Genomic DNA, 24,088 nt, shown 5'->3' with positions numbered 1-24,088 from the left:
AATTTTAGAAAGAATAAACTTAAAATTTTACAATTTTTAAAAGCAACTTTATATCATTTCCATATTTAGAAAACTGACTTTTTTTATCGTACAAGACTTCTTACCTTTGATTTAAATTTACATACCATGAAACTTCCTGAAATGAAAGCACCCCATAAAACAGAACAGGATTTTCCCGTAGTCGGCATTGGCGCGTCTGCCGGAGGACTGGATGCATTTAAAAAAATACTGAAAGCCATACCCGAAAATTCCGGAATGGCTTATGTACTCGTACAGCACCTGTCGCCTGACTATCCTAGTAATCTGACTGAAATTCTCTCTCAGCATACTGAAATTCCTGTTCATGAAATTATCAATGATATAAATCTGGCCCCCAACAACATTTATATTATTCCGGAAAACAATAATTTGGTCGCACAAGACGGCGTTCTAAAATTGCATACCAGAACACGAGGCGAAAAAAAAAATGCTAGCATAGATATTTTCTTCGAATCTCTTGCTGAGGTTCATAAAACTTTTGCAATTGGCGTAATCTTATCTGGAACCGCTTTTGACGGAACCTTTGGATTAAAAAAAATAAAAGAACTTGGAGGCGTAACCATTGCCCAGAATCCTGATACGGCTTCGTTTAAAGGAATGCCTCAAAGTGCGATAGATGCTGATGTTGTAGATTATGTGCTCGCACCGGAATTTATTCCGGAACAATTATTACAAATTCATAAAAGTTATACCGTTAATCATGGTTATAGCGAAGAAGAACATATTCCGAAAAACGAGGAAGAAATACTGCATCAGATTTTAAACCTTATCTTTTTAAGAACAGGAAATGATTTTCGCCATTATAAACAGCCTACCATAAGAAGACGTATTGCCCGAAGAATGGTCATGGTTCGCAGAGAAACTTTAGAAGATTATTTCCATTTTCTTAGAAATAATAAAACAGAACAGGATCTTTTGTTTAATGATTTCCTGATTCCTGTAACTTATTTTTTTAGGGATATTAAGTTTTTTGAATCTTTGCCAACTATTGCTTTTCCGCAATTAATTCAAAATACGGTAAACAACAATTTACGTATTTGGGTTGCCGGATGTGCAACCGGCGAAGAAGCGTATTCGCTTGCGATTAGCATTCACGAATATTTGGTCGAAAAAAACAATAAGGACATAAAAGTTCAGATTTTTGCATCGGATATTTCTCAAAAGTGCATCACAAAAGCGCGAACGGCACTATATTCTGCCCAGGATGTACAACATGTTTCTCCGGCAAGGCTTCAAAATTATTTTGTAAAACGCGATGGTCATTATCACATTAATAAAGTGATACGCGATATGTGCATTTTTGCCGTACATAACTTTATCAAAGATCCTCCGTTTGCCAGAATTGATCTGGTTTCATGCCGAAATGTACTGATTTACCTTGATCCTTTTTTGCAAAATAAGGTATTGAGCTCTTTTCATTATTCACTTAAGGAAAAAGGAATTTTGTTTCTTGGGAAATCAGAAACAACGACAAATGCACAAAATTTATTTGAGCCATTGGCCAAACAGGAAAAAATATATACACGCAAATTTGCCGCCGCCCGTTATATTCCCGAAGCTTTTAAACCTTCGAATATCAATACACGCGAAAGAGTAGAATTGCAGCAAAAAAAGAGCGCTCCCGAAGCTGATTTTAGAAAAATAGCTTCGGATATCTTATTCCTGAAATATACTCCGGCAAGTGTTATTATTAATGAGCATCTTGAAATTGTCCATTTTCATGGAGATACAAGTTATTTTTTGTTGCCTTCTCCGGGAAAACCAAATTTTAATATTTTAAAAATGGCGCGTGAAGGCATTAGTTTTGAGCTTCGCAATTCTATTTTAAAAATAAAAAAAGACAAACAAAATGTACTTAAAGAAAATGTAGTCGTTAAAGATCAGCCTTATCTGGTTTCTTTTGAAGTAGTTTCTATTCCGAATGATGAGGAACATATCATGGTTCTTTTTTACAAAAAACCACTTCCGGAGCTGGATGAAAATGTTAAAGCCAACAGAAAAGATTCTGACAAACAGCGTATAAAGGAACTTGAAAACGAATTATCGCAGCTTCGTGAGGATATCAAACGTGTAACCGAAGAACAGCAAACAGCTTTTGAAGAACTTCAGACTACAAATGAGGAATTATTAAGCAGCAGCGAAGAACTGCAGGCAATGAATGAAGAATTAGAAACTTCGACTGAGGAATTGCAATCGAATAATGAAGAATTGATGTGTGTTAATGATGAATTATTAGACCGTCAGGAACAATTGATTTCGATGCGGAATTACTCTGAATCTATCTTTAAAACCATTCGTGAGCCTTTGCTGATTATTGATAAAGATTTTTTGGTAAAAAGTGCGAATCCTTCTTTTTATAAATATTTTCAAACTACAGAAAAAGAGATCGAAGGACATTCCTTTTTTGAAATTGGAGATTGTCAATGGGATGTGCCTGAATTTAAAGATCTGATTTATAAAATGCTTCCTGAAAAAGCATCTATTGAAGATTTTTTGGTAGATACTACCTGCAAAGGAATTGGCAAAAAAATCATGATGGTAAACGCACGTCGTATCTTGAATGCTAAACCGGACGGAATGATTCTTCTGGCTCTCGAGGATATTACAGATTTGGTTAAAACCAATGAATTATTAACGATAAAAAATTCAGAATTACAAAATTATAACGATCAACTCGAGGCTTTTAGTTCGGCTGCAAGTCACGATTTACAAGAACCGCTTCGTAAAATTCATATGTTTTGCCAGCGTATTATTGATAATGAAAAAGATTTATCAGAATCCAGCATACATAATCTGGAACGAATGTTATTTGCCGTAACCAATATGAGCCAGTTAATAGCTGACCTTATTGATTATTCGCGAATTAACTTTTTGGAGAAAGAATTTAAAAAAACAGATGTAAATCTACTCCTGAAAAAAACTGTTGCGGACATAAAAGAGACAATTGCCGAAAAAAATGCAGTAATTACAATTTCTCCATTTCCCCAATTAAATATAATTCAATATCAAATACAACAGCTTTTTACTAATTTGATTCTGAACGCTATAAAATATGCAAAAAACGGTACGACACCGGAAATTAAAATAGAAACAAGGCATCCATCAACTGAAGAAATTGTTGAAATTGGAGGCAGAAAAGATCATAATTACATAAAAATTTGTGTGACTGATAATGGTATTGGTTTCGATCAGGAATATGCATCACGGGTTTTTGACCCTTTTTACAGATTACACAGCAACGACAAATATCACGGGAGCGGTCTGGGATTAACCTTATCTAAAAAAATTGTCTCCAATCATAACGGGTTTATAAAAGCATTCAGTAAAATAAATGAAGGCACAACTTTTTATATTTATTTGCCTTTATAACAAAAAAAAGATACCTCAAACGGTATCTTTTTTTTTAAAATTACTTGCTTTTTGCAGGCAACTTAATTTCTTTTTTATTGTATTGGGTAATCGATTTTGATTTTGACCAATATTCGAGAATCGTTTTTATCACTTGTTTGAATTTAGTATACTCATATGGCTTAACAAAATAACTGTGTGTAGGCAAAGAATAAGGATCGATCACGAAACTTTGCTCAAAAAGAGTGGTAAAAAACAGATACGGGCAATTAAAGATCGTGCCTACATTTTCAAGGTCTGCCTCTATGACTTTATAATTCATTACATTCAATAATACAATATCAGAAAACACCAGAAAAGGCTTAATTTTATGACGCAGCATATACGTACAAGCCGTTTCCGGAGTATTAAAATAGATAATTTGATTTGCGTAGTTTAATTCAGAAAACACTTCGATAAATAATTTACGGTCTTCTTGTTTATTCTCAATAACTACGATGGGTCCTTTTTTATTCATAGCCAATAAATTAAAAAATTTATACAATTAATCTATGATGTGCTTTCTTCTCAGCACAAAAAATAATAACAAATATTTTAAAAATCAGGCGAAAATAACTTACAAAAATTCGAATTCTCATTATATAATTTTCACTTTCGGTTTATATCAGGAACTAAAAATTTAAAATTATAAACTGAAACAGGGATTAGAGTGCGAAATTTTCATTAAAACATTGCATCTTGTATTTCTGTTAATTATATAATTACCTTTTAAAATTCTATAAGCAATTAACCAATTATCGCATTAATTTTGGATTAGTTACTTCATCTTCAATTAGTTTGAATTAGTTTGAAAATGAAGTTTTACTATAATCTATTAATTAAAAATTAACTATTATGAACACTTCAAGTCAAAAAACCGGCAGCACTACAGGTGCAAAATCATCAGGTTCAAAATCTGATTCAAAAGGAACTGCTTCAAAAAGCAGTGAAAAGTCAACTGCTAAAAAAGCACCGACTAAAAAATAAAAACCTATAAATCATTTTTTATGATAACAGGAAACAACGAAAATTACGGTCGGGATGACCGTAATTTTTATCATCCGGAAGACGATATTAAATCTGCACCTGAAAGAAACAATAGCGATACAGCAAATCAAACTTTAGATGAAAGCGAAAGCTACATTGATCAATATCAAAGTACACACGCTTTTGAAGATCAGGATAATGATATTTCTAATGATAATGATTATCTCGACAATGAGTTTTCTAATGCTCTGGACAGAGACGATGAATTAGATGACGATTTAGATAATGATTTGGCTGAAAGTGATCTCGACAAAGATTTAGATTTAGATGGAGATTTAAATGAAAATGATCTCGACGATGATGTTGAAGAAGACGAAGAAGATATTGATGAAAACGATATTGACGATGATCTCAATGAAGATTATGATGAAAACGATCGTGACATCAATGATTTTGCTACAGATTCTGTGCAAAAAGATGAGCTCGATCAGGAATATGACATTGATTTAGATCTGGAAGAAGAAGATCCAGTAAATCATCCAAGAGAATTTTAGATAAAAAACCATTCAGATCCTGAATGGTTTTTTATTTAAATAGATTCAGCTTTAAATTATTATTTCAAATTACTATGCTGATAATTATATAATTACAAATTTTAATTCTATAAAAAAATATAATTGATTGATTCTAATTTTGAGTACCTATCATTTCAAACTTAGAAGAACAAAGAAATACTTTGTCAAATTGTGTCATTAAAAAAATTAAAATCATGGAAAATATCTTCAATCCGAAAACCAGAGAAAATTGGAAAAATGCTTTTGAAAACAAAACTTCAGGCGTATCACCAAATAAAATTTTATGTGCCGCAGCCGGTTCTTTTCTATTAGGAGCAACATTAAAAATTGCAGGTCAGAAAAAAATTGGTTCGTTTGTAGGATCATGGGCGCTGCCGCTGTTTGCATTGGGCGCTTATAGAAAATTCTCCGGTTCATCTTTTTCAGAAAATAAAGATGAAGCTACAAATGATCAAAATGAAGCTCAGAATCAAACTCAAAATTCTTATCAAAGTAATGATTTGAATAATGATCAAAGTAATGATCTTAATAAACAAAGCGAAAATATCTGATTCTAAATAATATACTTCATATTTCTCATTTATGGGATTTATGAAGTATGCCATTTGGAGATTGACCACTAAATGTAATTTAAAAACAAGTTATGGATTTTTACATTTTTTTACAACTAATAGTAGTTTCAATTGCAGCAACATCGGCCATGACATTGTTTAGTTATGTAGTTTCCGAAAGCTTTCGCGAATTGTACAAAGAACCCGTTTTATTGACGTTAATCATCAGCAAAACTAAAATCGAATTAACCCAAAAATCAAAAGAAACTTTAGCGTGGTTTTTGCATTATGTAATTGGTTTTCTTTTTGTTCTGGGATATCATATCGCCTGGATAAACGGTATTTTATCAGTTTCGCCTTTGAGTGCCCTTATTCTGGGGATTATCAGCGGGATAATTGGTATTATTAGTTGGATGTTTATCTTCAAAGTCAGTCATCATCAGCCTTCAATAGATTTTAAAGGCTATTATATTCAGCTTTTTTTCGCCCATGTCATTTTTGCTTTGGTGGCAACCGCCATGTATTCCTTATGCTTAACCGTTTTAACATTATCAAAAGCCTATGTCACTATCTAAATATAACGAGAAAAGAGATTTTAAACAAACCCAGGAACCTAAAGGAAAAATAGGGAAATCGGCACAGAAATTAATCTTTGTGGTGCAAAAACATGCAGCTTCGCATTTGCATTATGATTTTAGGCTGGAGATGGATGGCGTTCTTAAAAGCTGGGCGGTGCCAAAAGGTCCGTCAATGGATCCTGAAGCAAAACGTCTTGCCATGATGGTCGAAGATCATCCGTACAGTTATAAAGATTTTGAAGGTACAATTCCAGAAGGAAATTATGGCGCAGGAAATGTAATTGTCTGGGATAACGGAACGTATGAACCTGACGAAGAAACGGCATCGCCAGAGAAAACATTATTGGCAAATCTTAAAAAAGGACATTTGAGTTTTATTCTGAAAGGTGAAAAACTCAAAGGCGAATTTTCATTAGTAAAACTGCATGGAAAACAAGAAAATGCCTGGCTTCTTATTAAAAAAAAGGACTCGTTTGCAACTGATTCAGATATATTAAAAAAAAATAAATCGGTTTTATCAAAGAGATCTCTTGAAGAATTAGAGAAAAATTCCAAGAAAATAATTCCCGAAACTAAAGAAGAAGATGAAGAAAAAAAACCTGTAAAAAAAAACGCTAAATCAAATGTACCCAAAAAACCTGCTTCGTTTATAAAACCAATGCTGGCCAATACAAAGACAAGTGCATTTGATGATTCTGACTGGGTTTTTGAAAATAAATACGACGGATATCGCGCCGTAGCCGTTATTAATCCGCATGAGGTACAATTGTTTAGCCGAAATGAGATATCGTTTAATTCGAACTTTAAACCTGTTGTAGAGGAATTAAAAAAAGTAGATCATATTGCTGTTTTTGATGGAGAAATTGTTGTTGAGGATGAAAACGGAAGAGCAAATTTTCAATTGCTTCAAAATTATCTGAAAACCGGTTTGGGAACTTTGAAATATTATGTTTTTGATCTTTTAAATTTAGATGGAAACCAAATAACCGAATTGTCTTTATTAGAAAGAAAAGAGTTATTGAAACTGCTGTTTAATAAATATGAATTCACGAATGTTTTTTACTCCGAACATACGGTTGAAAAAGGATTTAAACAATTGGATATTGCAATAAAAAATAACGGCGAAGGGATTATTGCAAAAAAAGCTTCTAGTCCTTATTTGCCTAATAAACGAACCAGCGACTGGCTCAAAATTAAAATTACAAATGAAGAAGAAGCCATTATTATTGGAATAACCGAACCCAAAAAATCACGCCATTATTTTGGTGCTTTATTATTAGGGCAATATTATGGCAAAAGGCTTCAATATATAGGAAAGTGCGGGACCGGTTTTACAGAATCTACCTTAAAGGAACTCTACACCAAATTACAGCCTTATTTTTTGAATGAATCTCCGCTTAACGAAAAACTTCCATTAAGAGATGAGATTCAATGGGTTAAACCAAAATTGGTTTGTCAGGTAAAATTCTCAGAATGGACGCAGGATAAAAATCTAAGACATCCGGTTTATCTGGGATTGAGAATTGACAAAAAAGCCAGTGAAGTTTTTGTTCCCTCAAATATTAAAGATATGACTCAGACAAAAGAAAAAATACAAGAAGAAACAAAAGAAGAAATAATGGAAGACGCACCAAAAAACAAGACAGAAAACAAAACCGAAAATAAAGCCAAAAATAAAACTGAAAATGACTATGATTTGAAAGTCGGAAAAAGAGAACTTCACCTGACGAATCAAAACAAAATTTATTTTCCAAAAGATGGCATTACCAAAGGAGATGTTATACAATATTATAATGAAGTTGCTGATTTGATGCTGCCGTATCTTAAAAACCGTCCGGAATCGATGAACCGTTTTCCCAACGGAATCAATGGACCAAGTTTTTATCAAAAAGATGTTGATACGGATAAAATTCCATCGTGGCTGAAAACAGAAAAAATATTTTCAGAATCTAATAATGAAAACATCGATTATTTGGTTTGTAATGATAAAGAAACGTTGCTTTATATGGCAAATTTAGGCTGTATCGAAATAAATCCGTGGAATTCTACGATTCAGCATATCGAAAATCCGGACTGGCTGGTTATTGATATCGATCCTGAGAAAGACGATTTTGGCGCTGTGGTACAAACTGCTTTAACTGTAAAAGAAGTTATGGATGAACTGGAAACCGAATGTTTGTGTAAAACGTCCGGCGCTTCGGGATTGCATGTTTATATTCCGCTTGGTGCACAATATGATTACGATTCTATAAAAATATTAGCCGAATTACTAGCAAAAGAAATACAATCCCGTTTGCCTGATTTAACTTCTTTAGAACGAAGCATTAAAAAAAGAGATCACAAAATTTATGTCGATTATCTGCAAAACAGAATTGGTCAGACATTGGCAGCGCCATATTCGGTTAGGCCAAAACCTGGCGCAACAGTTTCTACACCTTTAGAATGGAGCGAAGTAAACGAAAAATTACATCCGTCGCAATTCACAATCAAAAATGTCCTGAACCGATTTGAGAAAAAAGGCGATTTATGGAAACCTGTTTTATCAAAAGGTGCCAATATCAAAAAAATTCTTAAAAAACTGGAAGACAAACAAACCGACTAAGATGATTTTTTCTTTTTAGTTTCTAAACTTGCTTTAAGCATGCTCATTAAATCGTCGCTTTGCTTGTGTACAACTTGTAATTTTGCAGGTTTTTTGGTTGCTTTTCCTTTCGCTTTCTTTTTAATGATTTCTAAAAGTTTGGCTGTATATTCATCTTTAAAAGCGCTGATATCAAATTTTTCTGTAAGCTGCTCGACCAATTTATTGGCCATATCCAACTCTTTAGGTTTGGCTTTAGAAACCGGCGGAAGGTTTAATTCGTCTGTATTTCTAATTTCCTGTTCAAATCGTATTCGGTTTAAAACAATGACATTTTTATACGGTTTTAAGATTGCCAGACTTTCTTTATTTCGCAAAACAAAACTTGTTACGCCCACTTTTCCTGAAGCTGCAAGCGCATCACGAAGCAATGCATAAGCATTCATTGCTGCTTTATCCGGCTCCAGATAATAAGGCTGCTCGTAATAAATACTCTGAATTTCTTTTTCATCAGCGAAACTTTGAATGTCTATCGTTTTAGTTTTGACTGCGTCTGCTGCTTCAAAATCTTCATCTTCAAGAATCACATATTTATCTTCGATTTTATATCCTTTTACAATATTGGCAAAAGTTACTTCCTTGCCAGTATTTTCGTTTACACGTTTGAATTTTATATTAGCATGGTCTTTTTCGTCGAGCATATCCATATCAAGATTACTCTCCTGCACTGCCGAAAACATTTTTATCGGAATATTAATCAAACCAAAACTGATTGAACCTGTCCATATTGATCTCATAATTTCTGTACTTTAAATTTACTTCTAAAGTTAAATCAGACTTGTTTATGCCGAATTATATGATCTTGAGAATGTTTTACAAAATATCGAGTAACAAATTGCTTTTTGGAACTTTATTAAAACTCGTTTTTTTATCTTTGGATACATCCAAAATTCTTCAAAAGTTTAATCAAGCATAAAAATGGGTACAACTACATCAACCGTTTATTTTTATATTCCTGAACAGGTTACTTTACTGGATTTAAGCGGAGTTGTTGAGGTGTTTCAGGAAGCTAAAAGTTTAAATCTTGGTTATAATTTAGAATTTGTAAGCAGCAAATCTTCTGTAAAATCTTCTGCTGGTTTAGAAATTTCGTCTTTAACGCATTTTTCAAAAACAAATCCTCAGAAAAATGATATTGTTTTTGTTTCGGGATTTAATACACGCCAAATCAGCCAAAACTCTGAAGATCCTTTATTTTTTGATTGGCTGAGAAAATTAAACAAAAATCAAACTACAATCTGCAGCGTTTGTACGGGATCATTTCTATTGGCAAAATCAGGGCTTTTAGATCATAAAGAATGTACAACGCACTGGAAACTTGTTGAAAAACTTCAGAAGGATTTCCCGCTTTTAAAAACTCAAAAAAATACTTTATTTACCAAATCAGACCATCTTTATACCAGCGCCGGAATTATTACCGGAATCGATTTGGCTTTATTTATAATTGAAGAAAGGCACGATAAACAAATCGCCACTATTATTGCCAAAGAATTAGTCGTTTATAAAAGAAGACAAGGGACTGATAAACAGGAAAGTGTTTATTTGCAGAACCGAAATCATCAGGACGAAAAAATCCATAACATTCAGGATTGGATTATTTACAATCTCGAAAAAACATCTACAATAGAATTTCTGGCTGATTTGGTACATATTGGCGCAAGAAATCTAACCCGAATCTTCAAGAAACAAACCGGAATTACCATCGCCGAATACCGAACTAAATTAAGAATTGAAAAGGCAAAAAGTCTCTTAACTAATTCTGATTATAAGATAGAACATATCGCCCATTTATGCGGTTACAAAACTTCGAAACAATTAAGGGTTGTTCTGGAACAATCTCTTGACGGATTGCCTACTGAAATCAAAAACAGGCTGTCTTAAAACGACTATCTTTTGTCCTTTTTCTTTTGGTCAGGCCAAAGTAAATTTGTGTCTATTAATCTAACAGACAGAAAAATGAAACTTAAAGATCAAAATGCAGCATTAATTTTAATTGACATTCAAAAAGGTTTTGACGACGAAAATTATTGGGGCGGAAACCGAAACAATAAAAACGCCGAAACAAAAATGGCTCAAATTCTGGAGAAATGGAGAGCTCTTAAATTGCCTGTTTTTCATGTAATGCACAGTTCTGTAAAACCAAATTCTAAGTTACATGAATCTAATCCGGGTTTCGAAATCAAAGATGCCGTAAAACCAATTGGCGACGAACCTTTAATCGTAAAAAATGTAAACAGCGCTTTTATAGGAACTGATTTAAAAGAAAGACTTGATAATCAAGGAATAAATACTGTTGTTATTATTGGATTAGTTACAAATCATTGTGTTTCGACAACTGCAAGAATGGCGGGAAACTTTGGTTATCAAACTTTTGTAATTTCAGACGCAACGGCAACTTTCGACAGAATGGGAATCAACGGAGAAAAATTCGATTCGGAATTAGTGCATCAAATTTCTTTGGCGAGTCTGCATAATGAATTTGCGCAAGTTATTAGTACGGAGAAATTATTTGAATTGGTTTAAAGCTGTTTTCAAAAATATTAATAAAAAAACCAGTGAATTTATGTTCACTGGTTTTTGATTTTATAAATTTAAAAAATGGATTTATGACTTCCCATAAATTCTTTCTCTTTCTCCACCATGTAACCATTCGTTATAACTTAATTCCGAAGGTTGAAATTCAATACCAGTACAGCCAGCATTTTCTATTTCTTTTTTAAGTTTTTCTGAAACATAATACATACTTCCGGAAACGTATTTGAGTATAAAAAAGTCTTTTGTAATGTCCTCTCTTAGGGTCAACTTTTCAATATAAATTGATTCAGTTTTAATTTTTGCAATTTTAATATATTCCATAAATTCTGGCAAATCTTTTATTTTTAAAAGTATTTTATCTGTCTCATATGATATATTAAAATCCGCAATATGTTTATCATAATAAATTACACTATTTTTAAAATCGACATAATTATCATTAAAATGATACATATTGAGAAGCCAATAATCTGCATTCTCTGTTTTATCCTTAAAAATTGAACATTGAAAAAATTGTAACTCTTTTTCGTAGTTTTGTAAAATTGATTTTAATTTTCCACTAATCAGTTTTGTGAAAGAAAAACCCATATCCCATATATAAATTAAATCCGTTAATTTTGATTGTTCAAATAAAACAGGGTTGGCCACAATTGGATTTATATCTATTTTCTGAAAAGGGAATTTGTCTATAAATAATGGGTTATCATCTACATGACAATTGTATAAAGTATTTTTCACCTGTGGATAATGTCCCAAAATTTTATTGTCGAGAGAGTTATGTATTGAAAAATATTTCATAATTAAAAAATTAATTGGTTTATTGGCGTTTGTGGATTTTTTTGAATCGCTGTTCTAATTAGTTTAATTACTCTATCAACTTCGTTATAGCATTGATCAGGTGTTGCGTTTGGGTTCTTTCTATTAAAGTCAATAAAATAATTTAAAATTTTGCTATCATAATTAGCATGACTTCCATTGTGAACAATTTTTTCTAATGGTATGCCATTTAACATATCATTCATATGAAAAGCTTGTCCAGATTTAGCCGCTTTTTGAACTATTGCATTTCTTTGCAAATTTAATGGAATTATATGATGTGCCTGTTTTAAATTACCAACTGCTAAACTTAAAATTTTTCTTAATTGATTTCTGCAATGGCTATCACCTCCAAAGTAGATTGTTCCATCAGGCAATTTTTTCCAAATTAATTTTACTTTGGTCGCTAAATTAGATGCTGTTCTAAATTTAATAGCATATTTAGTTGATACAGCTGCCCAACCTGCAAATGGTACTGCACTAGCTATACTTAGCGTTGCATTAACTCCATCGCCTTCGATTACATACAAAACACCATTCGTTACATCTGCAATCTCACCTACAACTGGCACTGTTCCAAATACATCTAATGTAATATGCACGATTTCTTTACTAGCTTCCCAATAGCATTTTAAATAACTCCATTGTGGGTTTAAGTTTTTAAGTCGTAAAGTTTTTTCAATATGATGTATTCCAAAATAAATTATTAAATCCGGATCTTTAGCATTAATATCTGCCAAATCCGCATCCATATATTGATCCAGATATAATAAATAAGCATCATCCAAACCTGTATTAAATTTATTTGCTGCTTTTGCATCTAAAACAAAATTTAATGCATTTAGATCTACTACTGTTTCTGTCCTTAGAATATTTAATATGTCTTGAGCAAAAATTTTAGATTCTTCTGAAGATTTACTAGCCATAAGATAGTCATAAAGGCTAAAAGCAACTGCACCATTTTTGTCTAGAAATACTTTGTCTCCTAATCTTAGAATATTTAATTGGTCTTTGACGAAATTTATTTTAGAAAGTTCGTCTTCATCATATAGCGATACCTTTGGTGAGGTTGCAATTTTTCCCCCGCCACTTCCTCCCGAAGGATTTGATCCTCCACCTGCTGTCCCACCAAGATTATCATATATATGATCTTCTTCCTCAATCATACCATACAGCACATTGCAATTGCTATTAATCACAATCCATACAAACTTATCATTTCCTACACCATACAGCTCTCCGGTATTAACGTAACCATAAGTATAAGTACAAACCCATAAAGCCACAGATCTTGCACTCAACGAATTTAAGTTTAAGTTTAAGTTTATCGGTTTAAGAGTAAAACCCTTAGGATTATTACTTTCCGTAAACTTGGCTAGGTCAAGTTTGTTATAATCATATTCTACCAGATATGCGTCATAATCTCCATTTTCATTGCGTGAAAAAAGAACGTTTTTAATGTTTTCAGTATCTTTTTGTACGGTAGAAAAAGTATAAGAATTATAACTTCCGTCTTCTATATATCTTGCATTATCGGTTTGAATAGTAAATCCAAGGTCTGTGAACGTAATATTTTTTGATGTATTAATATTTTTTTTAGAAGATAATTTTTCGAGTTTCTCTACAATTTTGAAATTAGAAGTAATTTCATCTGTATAAATGTCTTTTACATTATAATTACTGGATTTAGCATCTTCGGTAATTACATTTTCTTCAACTTGACAACTTGAAATAAATAATGTAAGAATTGTGATAAACACAAACTGGATGTTCTTTAATTTACTTTTCATGGCTCATATTTTTATGTTAACAGCTAATTAAGTAAATAAAAGATTACAATAATATTTTTTAACAGTATTATTTTTACATTTATGATTTTAATAAATTTCTATAATAGAATTAATAAAATGTTATGAACTTAAAAACTTTAAAAAACATCCACCAATAGGTCTTTCTTCCCTAAATAAAAATTGGTTTACAAATATTATTTTTTACATTTGCGTTATTTTTATTTATTCTAAATAGAATAGTTTTTCAAACATTTCTTCAGAATAAACAGCCTCAATTATTTAAAACAATAAATATTTAAATATGAAAAAGAATATTTTTATTTCTTTAGCATTAATCGCTTCTTTATTTGTTAGCGCACAGCAAAAAAACACTTTATTAGAAGCTAATTTTTGGAAAACTGCACCAAATGTAGAGACCGTAAAAGCTGAAATAGCAAAGGGAAACAGTCCATCAGAATCAAACGCAAATGCTTTTGACGTTACGGTTATCGCCATTAATAATGATGCACCTTTAGAAAGTATAAAATTTTTATTGGACCAACCCGGAAATCCAGTTAACAAATCGACTCACGATAACCGTATTTACCTGCATTGGGCAGCTTACAGAGGAAATACCGAATTGGTAAATTATCTTATTGCCAAAGGTTCTGATATTAATTTTGAAGACAGTCATGGTGCAACTCCAATTGACTTTGCTGCTGTTAATGGATTGCTTAATCAAGGTGTTTGTGAAGCTTTTTTTAAAGCAGGAATTGATCCAAAGAAGAAATATGCTGAGGGTGCAAACCTATTGCTTTTAGCCATTCCGTTTGATAAAGAGCTTAAACTTACAGACTTTTTGGTAACAAAAGGATTGTCTCTTAAAGATGTTGATAAAAACGGAAGTACTACTTTTGATTATGCAGCAAGAACAGGAAACATATCACTTTTAAAGAAACTAAAAGAAAAAGGTGTAAAACATACTGATAATGCCCTTTTGATTGCAACACAAGGAATGCGCAGAGAAACAACATCGCTTGAAGCGTATAAATATTTAGTTGAAGAAGTAAAAATAAAACCAACTGCAACCAATAAATCTGAAGAAAATGTATTGCATCTTTTAGCAGCAAAACCAAATCAGGCTGAAATAATTACTTATTTCCTTGCAAAAGGTGTTGACGCGAACAAAGTTAATAAAGACGGAAATACTCCTTTTATGATTGCTGCAGGCGCAAGAGAAAATGGTGCTTTAGAGCAATTGTTACCAACAATAAAAAACATCAATTTGCAAAACCTAAAAGGAGAATCGGCTTTAACATTTGCTGTAAAATCAGGAACTCCGGAAGCTGTTGCGCTTCTTTTAAACAAAGGTGCTGATGTAAATGTAAAAGACAAAGACGGAAATAATTTGGGGATTTACTTAGTGCATTCGTACCGACCAGATGCTAAACAAGATCCGTTTTCTGCCAAAGCAAAATCACTTCAGGAAAAAGGACTAAACCTTGCGGCGCCACAAAAAGACGGAAGTACCTTATATCATTTTGCAGTTGCCAAAAACGATTTATCTTTACTGAAAAAATTAGCTGATTTAAACATCGACGTAAATGCTAAAAATAAAGATGGTTTGACCGCTTTACACAAAGCTGCAATGGTTGCAAAAGATGATATGATCTTAAAATACCTGATTTCGATTGGTGCCAAAAAAGACATTATAACTGAATTTGACGAAAGCGCTTATGCTTTAGCCAAAGAAAATGAGTCTTTAACAAAGCAAAACGTATCGATAGAATTTTTAAAATAAAAGTTTAAAATCCCAAATTCCAACAAAAACAAATATAATTTACACATGAAATCGATTCTAAAAATATTTATTACGAGCGCATTAATTTTCCTTATTTCTTTTCAGGCTTCGGCACAAACAAGCAAATATAAATGTATGCTTCAGATGGCGAATTATATGGGAGAAGGCGCTTATATCGTCGTTTCGCTTATCAATTCTAACGGAGAATATGAAAAGACACTTTATGTTATGGGCGACGATAAAAAATGGTACAAATCATTAAAAGAATGGAATAAATTTCAGGCTCAAAAACACGAAGATATCAGTGCAAAAACCGGAGCATCAGTAACTGGTGGAGATCGCAGTATTACAACAATAGAAATCGAAGATTCTAAAATTAATAAAGGCTATAAATTAAGATTTGAATCGGCTGTAGAAGATCAAAAATATCATGTAAATGATGTTGAAATTCCGCTTACCACTGAAGGTCTTGCTGATAAAACAGACGGAAAAGGTTATATCAGATACGTAAGATTAAATAAAATTTAATTTCTTAAACCTGAAACACGAGCTTTGTCAAAGTTTAAAACTTTGACAAAGCTATAAACCCAATTTTGTCATCCCGAGGAACGAGGGATCTTCGTTAGCAGCTCCACTATCTACATACTTTGTGTTAGTTTCTTGCGAAGATCCCTCGTTCCTCGGGATGACAAGATTGTGAATGTTTAAAGATATTTTTAGATCTTTAACGAAGCATAAAACATTTGATTACCTTTTAGATTACACTCAATGACACTTTCTTTCTGGCGTTACACACACCTGGCTTTGGCTTTGTTTTCTTCTTTATTTCTGCTTTTGGCATCTGTAACAGGTATCATCCTGGCAGTAGATGCTGTTCAGGAAAAAACACATCCTTATAAAGTTGAAAGTTTTAATCAGATTACTTTAGGAGAAACTTTGCCGGTTCTGAAAAAAAACTATTCTGAAATAACCGAATTAAGTGTTGATTATAACCAATTTGTAACGCTTCAGGCCATTGATCAGGACGGAAATGATGTCAATGCTTATATTGATCCTAAAACAGGAAAAAAGTTAGGAACGCCTGTTAAAAAAACAGCGTTTATTCAATGGATAACAAGTTTGCACCGTTCTTTATTTCTTCACGAAACCGGACGCTTTTTTGTTGGTGTTATTTCCTTTTTATTAGTGTTGATTGCTATTTCTGGTTTTGCCCTGGTTTTGAACAGACAAAGAGGAATCCGTAATTTCTTTTCGAAAGTAATCAAAGAATATTTTGCCCAATATTATCATGTTGTTTTAGGAAGATTAGCTTTAATTCCGATTCTGATTATTGCCTTAACAGGAACTTATTTATCCTTAGAAAGATTCAATTTTTTCATGGATAAAGAGAAAGATCAAAAGGAAAAATCAGAAATTATAAAACCTTCAAAAGGTAAAACGGAATCTGTATTTAAGACCACTCTTTTATCTGATGTTAAAAAAATCGAATTTCCTTTTACAGATGATCCCGAAGAATATTATATCATTGAATTAAAAGACCGCGAAATCGAAGTCAATCAGGTTACAGGTGCGATTGTCACCGAAAAAAAATCCCCAATAACGGTTCAATTAGCTGATTTTAGCCTTGACCTTCATGCCGGAAGAATAAATGCAATTTGGGCTATTATACTAGGAATTGCCTGTATCAATATTCTCTTTTTTATCTATTCAGGTTTTGCGATTACTCTAAAAAGAAGATCAAGCCGAATTAAAAATAAATTCAAAGCCAGCGAAAGTAAATTTATTTTACTGGCAGGTTCAGAAAACGGAAGTTCTTTTCGTTTTGCCAATGCGATTCAGAAACAATTAATGGCACATGGCGAAAAAGTTTTCCTCACAGAACTTAACAATTATAATGTCTATCCAAAAGCAGAACATATTATCATTTTCTCTTCGACTCATGGTTTGGGAGATGCGCCTTCTAACGGAAATAAATTTGTATCGCTTTTAAAAAAATACAATCAACAGCAGAAAATCAATTTTTCGGTAGTTGGTTTTGGTTCAAAAGCATATCCTGATTTTTGTGGTTTCGCTATTAAAATTGACAAACTTTTAGCAATTCAAAACTGGGCTGAAAGATTTCTGGAATTACAAACCGTAAACGATAAATCGGCGGCAGAATTTGTAGAATGGATCAAATTATGGAGTGCCAAAACGGGAATTCCGTTATCGACAACACCATCTTTATACAACCATGTTCCTAAAGGTTTGCAGAAATTAATGGTTCTGGATAAAACCTTACTTTCAGAATCGGAACAAACTTTTATATTGACTTTACGTGCCAATATGAGAGCCAAATTTACTTCGGGAGATTTACTGGCGATTTATCCCGCAAATGATACCCGGGAACGCTTATATTCTATCGGGAATCATTCCGGAAATATTCAATTGGTTGTAAAATTACATCCACACGGATTAGGTTCAAATTTCTTAAATAATCTTAAACCCGGAAATGTTATTAAAGCGAGAATTATTAATAATCATGCTTTTCATTTTCCGAAAAAAGCTTCTAAAGTTGCTCTAATTTCTAACGGAACCGGAATTGCTCCTTTCCTTGGAATGATTGAACAAAACAAGAAAAAAACCGAAACTCATTTATATTCCGGCTTCCGAATGGAAACGGAAACGGTTACAGAATATAAAAAATTTACAACAGAAATGATTCAAAAGCAACAGCTTAAAAGTTTTCATCTCGCTTTATCCCGCGCAGAAAATCATCATTATGTAATGGATTTAATCAAACGTGATGTTGACTTTTTTATTGATTTATTGCATCAAGGCGGTGTAATCATGATTTGCGGCTCGCTTGCGATGCAAAAAGATGTTGAATCTATTTTGGATGATTTATGTCTTTCCAGAGAAATGAAAAGTATTTCAGATTATAAAAATAATGGGCAGTTGTTGACGGATTGTTATTAATTGTTAATTATTGATTGTTAATTATTGATTGTTAATTATTGATTGTTAATTGTTAGTGTTAATTATCAATTGTTGTTTTTTGATTTAGGGCAATAGATTGTTAGTCCCTTTGGGACGTAATATTTATAGAATTTTATATAGTGGCTTGTTTCCAAAACCCCATTGGGGTGACATATTTTTATAATCAAAATAAAAAATATCGCTCCGGTGGAGCTTTAATTGAAACGCGTAATTTGGCCATAAATATTTTGCTCCGCCGGAGCTATTAAAAACTCTGATTATTTAAAACGGTTTTCATGTCAATTAAAAACAAATCATTTCAGCTATTATTTCTTTTTGTAACGCTACAAAGCTTTTCAGGCAATACACAAGTTTTACGAAAAAGAACAACACTGCTTATGGGCGGACGTTTTGATATTACAATTGTCGCAAATGATTCGCTATCTGCCGAAAAAAATATTGATGCCGTAATTGCTGAAATTACACGTATTGAAAATCTTATCTCAGATTGGAAACCAGATTCTCAGGTATCTCAGGTAAACCAAAATGCCGGAATTAAACCCGTAAAAGTAGATCGCGAAGTTTTTGAATTAACCCAAAGAGCTATCAAATTATCCGAAATAACAAATGGAGGTTTTGACGTCAGTTTTGCTGCAATGGACAGAATCTGGAAATTTGACGGTTCTATGACCGAAATGCCTTCGGCGGAAGCCATAAAAAAATCGGTAGAAAAAGTAGGTTACAAAAACATCATTTTAGATTCGGTTGAATCGACCATATTCCTAAAATTAAAAGGAATGAAAATTGGTTTTGGCGCTCTGGGCGAAGGATATGCAACCGATAAATGTCGGGCAATGATGATCTCAAAAGGCATTAAAGCCGGAATTATTAACGGTTCCGGAGATATGAGCACCTGGGGAAAACAACCAAATGGATCTCCGTGGAAAATTGGAATTACAAATCCGTTTAATCCTGAAAAAATATTAGCTGTTGTCCCCTTAGAAGAACAAGCTGTGACCACTTCCGGAAGCTATGAAAAATATGTGGTTTTTAATGGCAAACGATATTCGCACATTATAAATCCCGCGACTGGTTATCCCGCAACAGGTTTATGCAGCGTAACCGTTTTTGGTCCCAATGCAGAAACCGCAAACGGACTTAGCACTTCTCTTATGGTTTTAGGTCAAAAAGAAGGTTTGCTTTTGCTGAAAAAATACCCTGATTATAGTTGTGTTATGATTACGGATAATGGAAAAGTGGTGAAGTCTGATAACTTTAAGATTAAGAAATTTAAGACTAAGTTTTAGGTATTTAGAACGTTAACTTTGTCAAAGTTTAAAACTTTGACAAAGTTTGATGTAAACAAAAACTCCCGCTTTCATCAAGCAGGAGTTTCTATAATTTACAATTTTTTCTAAAACTATTTCTTCGCAACAACCAATCCACGGGTCAGCCAGCCTTTTTTATGTGCTGTAGCAATTGAATATGGGGCTATCCAAAATAAACTGAAAGTGTAAAATATGCTATAAGAATAAGCCCAAAATGACTCGGATAAAGTATATCTTTTTGCATAAAAGAAAACCGAGAAACTGGAGACAATTAATATTCCTAAAAGCGTTGAGCTTAAAAATAATAGTGGATGTGTGGCGATAAAAAGCACCATAAAGATTATGAATGGATAGGTCATTAAAATTTTAATAGACTGATCTACAAATAGAAGCCTTGCTCCAAATTTAGATTCTTTTCTAAAATCTTTAAAAACGTATTTGGCCATCATCAGGTTTTCACGAACATTGCTTCTTCCCCATCTGATAAACATTTTATATAAGCCATTATATTCTTCAGGCACATTTGTAAGTACGTAGGCATTTCTTTGAAACAATACATGCTGCCCTTGTTTTAAAATCATATTGGTCATGGCGCGATCTTCGCCAATATCTGATGGTTCTCCCATAAAAGTTTGGTTGATCCATTCCGGAAGGCATTCAAAAACAGCAGAACTTTTATAAGCCGCCAAAGCGCCCGGCGTACAAAGTACAGATCCTAACATACTTTCTGCAGAACGCATGAATTCAAAACTCATGACGAAACTTACATTTAGCATTTTCGGAAGTATCGCTTTTTTATTATTCAAAACCTGAACATTTCCGGCAACGGCTCCACATTTTTCGTTTACAACAAACGGACTTACTAAATTTCGTAAAGTATCTGTTTTTACAATTGAATCGCTGTCAATCGTTACAAAAATTTCTCCTGTACCAATATTAAACCCGCGGTAAAGTGCGTGACGTTTTCCTTTGTTTTCTGGCTGTTGGTAAATCGATACACGATCGCCTAATTTTATTTTTGCCTGTTGAATCCAATACCAGGTATCATCTTTACTTCCGTCATCTATAGCAATAATTTGTAGTTTTTGTTCTGGAAAATCGCTATTTGCTACGCTTAATAAGGTATCATAAACCAATTTCCCTTCGTTATAAGCCGGAACAATTACGGTACAAGTTGGCAATAATTCGTTTGAAACAGATTCGATTGGTTTGTATTTAAAATAAAGATATAAGTTATAAAGAAAAACACCGCTTTTGAAAACCATTAATGCAATGGCTAAAACCAAAAAGGGAAATCCCCAGCTTGAATTTATCCTTTCAAGATGCAGCTGATCAAAATCAGGCTGTAATTGATAAACCGCCAAAGCTCCGGCAAGCATCAATATAAAACTGCTTATAATGACCATTAAGCCAATTGGAGTTGATGTTTTTTCAGTTTCTTTTTGTGATGATTTAGTATTTATGCGAAAAATTGAACTGTTTAGAGTTTGTTCGTTATGAAGGATATCGCTGTTTGAATAAAATTGCTTTGAAATAATTGTTTCGCTTTCCATGTTTTGTAATACTATTGATTTGATCGAAATGGCCTTTATTAAATTTCTTTCAACTTAAAAGTTGAAAAGGAACTTATATGTTTCCGTTTTTGCAAGGCTTGTGCCATTTTACTTTCAAATTGATTATGAAAGGTTTAGCATTTTCGACCAAAATAAAGATGTATATTTATTTTACACTTTGGGGAAATTTTATACACAAATGTTTGTTTTTGCAGCGTAAAAAGTAAATTGAGAAATGTAAGATATCTCGAAAGCTGTAGTTTTATTTTAACGAAAAAGAGAATAAATTATTATTATTATTATTATGTGAATTAAAATTGAAATGTGCGGTTAGGAACTTAATATTGGTAGCTATCAAATTTAAATTTATTAGACTGCCGTAGTACTCAGCAAATGATAAATATTGCGTACCTACGGCACGCTAAAGCATTCGAATTTATATTTTTCTACCAATATTAAGTACCTAAAGGCACAAAACATATTTTAATTAATTATTCCCTTTAAATTTTTTCAAAATTAATACCGAAATAAAGATTAAATTCCGGCAATAAATTCTTCTCTATTTTCTATTTTTTTGAATTTACTGAAGCTTCAAAAGGCGAAGCTGGCAAATTTTCTTTATTGTACAAATTAGCACCTTCCGGATTGTCTGTCCAGGCGTATCTAACTTTTGACGGATTTAAAATTGCATCACTCCAAACAATGATTTTATCGCCTTCGATTGTTGCATTTGCCCAAACAAATTTCCCATCATTTCCTGCAATTGCAAAACCTTTTAAAACCGTATTATTTTTGGCGATTAAACCAGTTCCGATGTCTGTAAAACTTAAAATTAATTTGTTTCCGTTTTGTTCTGCCAATTTAAAAAGCGGTCCTGAAGCCACTAAATTTTTCTCTCCGTAAACGATTTTTCTTGCCTGTAGCGCCAGTCTTTTTCCAACATCATATTTGTTTAAAGGATGAATATCGTTCCATTCTCCTAAATCTATAGTTACGGCCATTCCTGTGTTTGGAACTTGCAGAGTGTTTTTTTGCTGTTGTCTTAATTCGGCCCAATTGCTTTCAACCGGTTCTGGTTTTGATTCCATAAAATTGGTAAGCTGAACGTATATAAATGGTAAATCTTTTTGTTGCCATTCGGCGCGCCAATTCGCAATTAAGGTTTCCATTAATGCTGAATATTCTGATGGTTTTTTCGTGCTGGATTCTCCCTGATACCAAAGTATTCCTTTTATCGGATAATTTTTTAAAGGCGCAATCATAGCATTATAAAGCCCAACAGGTTTCCATCTTACAAAGGTTTGTGACGGCAAGGGCAACATTTTTGCACCTAACTTATATTTCCATGATCCTTTTAAATCTATTGAATCATTTCCTATAACCAATTCGTATGGTTTATCGGTTATAAAACCTCCTTTTCCTGAATTATTGATGACGCGAATTGCAATTTCGTTTTTGCCTTCTTTCAAAATATTAGCATTAAACGAATAGATTCTTGGCGGATACATATAAGATGTTGTTCCCACAAAATGACCGTTTACATACACAGAATCAGCATCTACGATTCGGCCTAAAATTATCTTTGCATTGTTTTCTTTTATTTTTTCTAAAGTAATTTCTTTTCTAAACCAAACTGCTCCGTTTGTATATCCTAATTCATTATCAGCCCAATAACCCGGAATATTCATGGTTTTCCAATTTGAATCATCCAATTCTTCTGTTTTCCAGTTATTTTTTAAACCTTCGTCTGTATTATTGACTAATTTGTACCAATCGTTGCTTACTTTTTTGTCATTCTCATCGATTTGTTTTTCGAGTGTTCCGTCTTTAAACTTCAAATATTCCTGATAATAATCCGGGAATTTTTTAACGCTTTCTTCGCTTATCCACGATTCTGCAGGAGAACCTCCCAAAGCTGAATTTATTAAACCAATTGGAATTTTATATTTTTCATAGATTTCCAAAGCAAAAAAATATGCAACTCCTGAAAACTGCAACACATTTACGGGATTGGCAGAAATCCATTCTCCTGATGTAAAATCTTCTTTTTCATTGGCAAAATAATATTGATCCGCAACCAAAAATTGCCTTATGTTTGGATTTTCCGCTTTAGCGATAACATCTTTGTATTTATCCTTTAAACGAGCCATTGGAAGTTCCATATTCGATTGCCCGGAACAAACCCAAACGTCTCCAAACAAAATGTTTTTCAGCACAATTGTATTGTTTCCTTTTAAAGTCATTTCGTACGGACCGCCGGCTTTTTGTGATGGTAAAATGATTGTCCATTTTCCGTCTCCGGAAGTTGTGGTTTTGTATGTTTTATGATTAAAATCAAGTTCGATTTTTTCTTTGGCGGAAGCCCAACCCCAAATTTTTATTTTGGAATCTCGTTGTAAAACCATTCCGTCGCTAATTAAACGAGGTAATTTTATTTGAGCATTTATGCCGATGCTTAAAAAAAGCGTAATTACTATTATTATTTTTTTCATTTGATATTATTTTGTTATTCTATGTGTTTTTGCCACTAATTTCACGAATTACCGCGAATTGCTTTTGCCCACGGATGA

At 32.8% G+C, this 24,088-nt stretch carries 18 protein-coding genes; 12 read left to right on the top strand and 6 right to left on the bottom strand.

Annotation, left to right across the window (positions count from 1 at the left end; translation table 11 throughout):
- Positions 1-126: 126 nt before the first annotated feature.
- Positions 127-3,408: a CheR family methyltransferase gene (locus ACZ0AH_RS10150; RefSeq protein WP_463475684.1), complete on the top strand. Its 3,282-nt coding sequence runs from the start codon at positions 127-129 to the stop codon at positions 3,406-3,408.
- Positions 3,409-3,448: 40 nt separating this feature from the next.
- On the opposite strand, the gene ACZ0AH_RS10145 is transcribed toward ACZ0AH_RS10150, so the two are convergent.
- The gene (locus tag ACZ0AH_RS10145; protein ID WP_463475683.1) at positions 3,449-3,904 is read right to left on the bottom strand and encodes a response regulator; all 456 of its coding nucleotides are present in this window, start codon (positions 3,902-3,904) and stop codon (positions 3,449-3,451) included.
- 377 nt (positions 3,905-4,281) lie between these two features.
- Here ACZ0AH_RS10145 and ACZ0AH_RS10140 point away from each other — a divergent pair, with 377 nt between their 5' ends.
- The 5 genes from ACZ0AH_RS10140 (at position 4,282) to ligD (ending at position 8,719) form a co-directional block, all read left to right on the top strand.
- Complete coding sequence (locus ACZ0AH_RS10140) at positions 4,282-4,413, top strand: hypothetical protein (RefSeq protein WP_463475682.1); 132 nt, start codon at positions 4,282-4,284, stop codon at positions 4,411-4,413.
- Between the two features lie 20 nt (positions 4,414-4,433).
- Entirely contained in the window at positions 4,434-4,967 is a 534-nt protein-coding gene (locus ACZ0AH_RS10135) for a hypothetical protein (protein WP_463475681.1), read from the top strand.
- A gap of 215 nt (positions 4,968-5,182) precedes the next feature.
- Positions 5,183-5,539 (top strand): hypothetical protein, encoded by a 357-nt coding sequence (locus tag ACZ0AH_RS10130; protein WP_463475680.1) that lies wholly within the window; start codon positions 5,183-5,185, stop codon positions 5,537-5,539.
- A gap of 92 nt (positions 5,540-5,631) precedes the next feature.
- Entirely contained in the window at positions 5,632-6,114 is a 483-nt protein-coding gene (locus tag ACZ0AH_RS10125) for a hypothetical protein (RefSeq protein ID WP_463475679.1), read from the top strand.
- Positions 6,101-8,719 (top strand): DNA ligase D, encoded by a 2,619-nt coding sequence (ligD, locus tag ACZ0AH_RS10120; protein WP_463475678.1) that lies wholly within the window; start codon positions 6,101-6,103, stop codon positions 8,717-8,719. The genes ACZ0AH_RS10125 and ligD overlap by 14 nt, the downstream gene beginning before the upstream one ends.
- Here ligD and ku read toward each other — a convergent pair.
- Positions 8,716-9,495, bottom strand: a complete 780-nt coding sequence (gene ku, locus ACZ0AH_RS10115; protein ID WP_463475677.1) for a non-homologous end joining protein Ku — start codon at positions 9,493-9,495, stop codon at positions 8,716-8,718. The two genes, ligD and ku, sit on opposite strands and share 4 nt — an antisense overlap.
- A gap of 181 nt (positions 9,496-9,676) precedes the next feature.
- Between ku and ACZ0AH_RS10110 the strand changes: the two genes are divergently transcribed.
- Both ACZ0AH_RS10110 and ACZ0AH_RS10105 read left to right on the top strand, forming a co-directional pair.
- Positions 9,677-10,639, top strand: coding sequence for a GlxA family transcriptional regulator (locus tag ACZ0AH_RS10110; protein WP_463475676.1), 963 nt, complete (start codon positions 9,677-9,679; stop codon positions 10,637-10,639).
- A 75-nt stretch (positions 10,640-10,714) separates the two neighbouring features.
- Positions 10,715-11,281 carry a cysteine hydrolase family protein gene (locus tag ACZ0AH_RS10105; RefSeq protein WP_463475675.1) on the top strand — a complete coding sequence of 189 codons (567 nt, stop codon included), beginning with the start codon at positions 10,715-10,717 and terminating at the stop codon, positions 11,279-11,281.
- An 81-nt stretch (positions 11,282-11,362) separates the two neighbouring features.
- On the opposite strand, the gene ACZ0AH_RS10100 is transcribed toward ACZ0AH_RS10105, so the two are convergent.
- Together ACZ0AH_RS10100 and ACZ0AH_RS10095 are read right to left on the bottom strand one after the other, a co-directional pair.
- Positions 11,363-12,091 carry an imm11 family protein gene (locus ACZ0AH_RS10100; RefSeq protein WP_463475674.1) on the bottom strand — a complete coding sequence of 243 codons (729 nt, stop codon included), beginning with the start codon at positions 12,089-12,091 and terminating at the stop codon, positions 11,363-11,365.
- A gap of 2 nt (positions 12,092-12,093) precedes the next feature.
- Positions 12,094-13,899 carry an AHH domain-containing protein gene (locus ACZ0AH_RS10095; RefSeq protein ID WP_463475673.1) on the bottom strand — a complete coding sequence of 602 codons (1,806 nt, stop codon included), beginning with the start codon at positions 13,897-13,899 and terminating at the stop codon, positions 12,094-12,096.
- Between the two features lie 301 nt (positions 13,900-14,200).
- On the opposite strand from ACZ0AH_RS10095, the gene ACZ0AH_RS10090 reads away from it, so the two are divergent.
- The 4 genes from ACZ0AH_RS10090 to ACZ0AH_RS10075 all read left to right on the top strand — a co-directional run bounded on the left by ACZ0AH_RS10090 (position 14,201) and on the right by ACZ0AH_RS10075 (position 19,944).
- Positions 14,201-15,679, top strand: coding sequence for an ankyrin repeat domain-containing protein (locus ACZ0AH_RS10090; protein WP_463475672.1), 1,479 nt, complete (start codon positions 14,201-14,203; stop codon positions 15,677-15,679).
- Between the two features lie 45 nt (positions 15,680-15,724).
- The gene (locus ACZ0AH_RS10085; protein WP_463475671.1) at positions 15,725-16,207 is read left to right on the top strand and encodes a DUF2271 domain-containing protein; all 483 of its coding nucleotides are present in this window, start codon (positions 15,725-15,727) and stop codon (positions 16,205-16,207) included.
- 240 nt (positions 16,208-16,447) lie between these two features.
- Positions 16,448-18,637, top strand: a complete 2,190-nt coding sequence (locus ACZ0AH_RS10080) for a PepSY domain-containing protein (RefSeq protein WP_463475670.1) — start codon at positions 16,448-16,450, stop codon at positions 18,635-18,637.
- A 296-nt stretch (positions 18,638-18,933) separates the two neighbouring features.
- Positions 18,934-19,944: an FAD:protein FMN transferase gene (locus tag ACZ0AH_RS10075; RefSeq protein ID WP_463475669.1), complete on the top strand. Its 1,011-nt coding sequence runs from the start codon at positions 18,934-18,936 to the stop codon at positions 19,942-19,944.
- 113 nt (positions 19,945-20,057) lie between these two features.
- Here ACZ0AH_RS10075 and ACZ0AH_RS10070 read toward each other — a convergent pair whose 3' ends face one another.
- Together ACZ0AH_RS10070 and ACZ0AH_RS10065 are read right to left on the bottom strand one after the other, a co-directional pair.
- Positions 20,058-21,518: a glycosyltransferase family 2 protein gene (locus ACZ0AH_RS10070; RefSeq protein WP_463475668.1), complete on the bottom strand. Its 1,461-nt coding sequence runs from the start codon at positions 21,516-21,518 to the stop codon at positions 20,058-20,060.
- Positions 21,519-22,084: 566 nt separating this feature from the next.
- On the bottom strand, positions 22,085-24,010 hold the full coding sequence (locus ACZ0AH_RS10065; protein WP_463475667.1) for a sialate O-acetylesterase: 1,926 nt from the start codon (positions 24,008-24,010) through the stop codon (positions 22,085-22,087).
- Between the last annotated feature and the right edge of the window lie 78 nt (positions 24,011-24,088).

It is taken from the genome of Flavobacterium sp. AC105 (assembly GCF_979258495.1).
The sequence above is the reverse complement of the archived record's forward strand: the minus strand, read 5'-3'. Positions and strand labels throughout refer to the sequence as shown.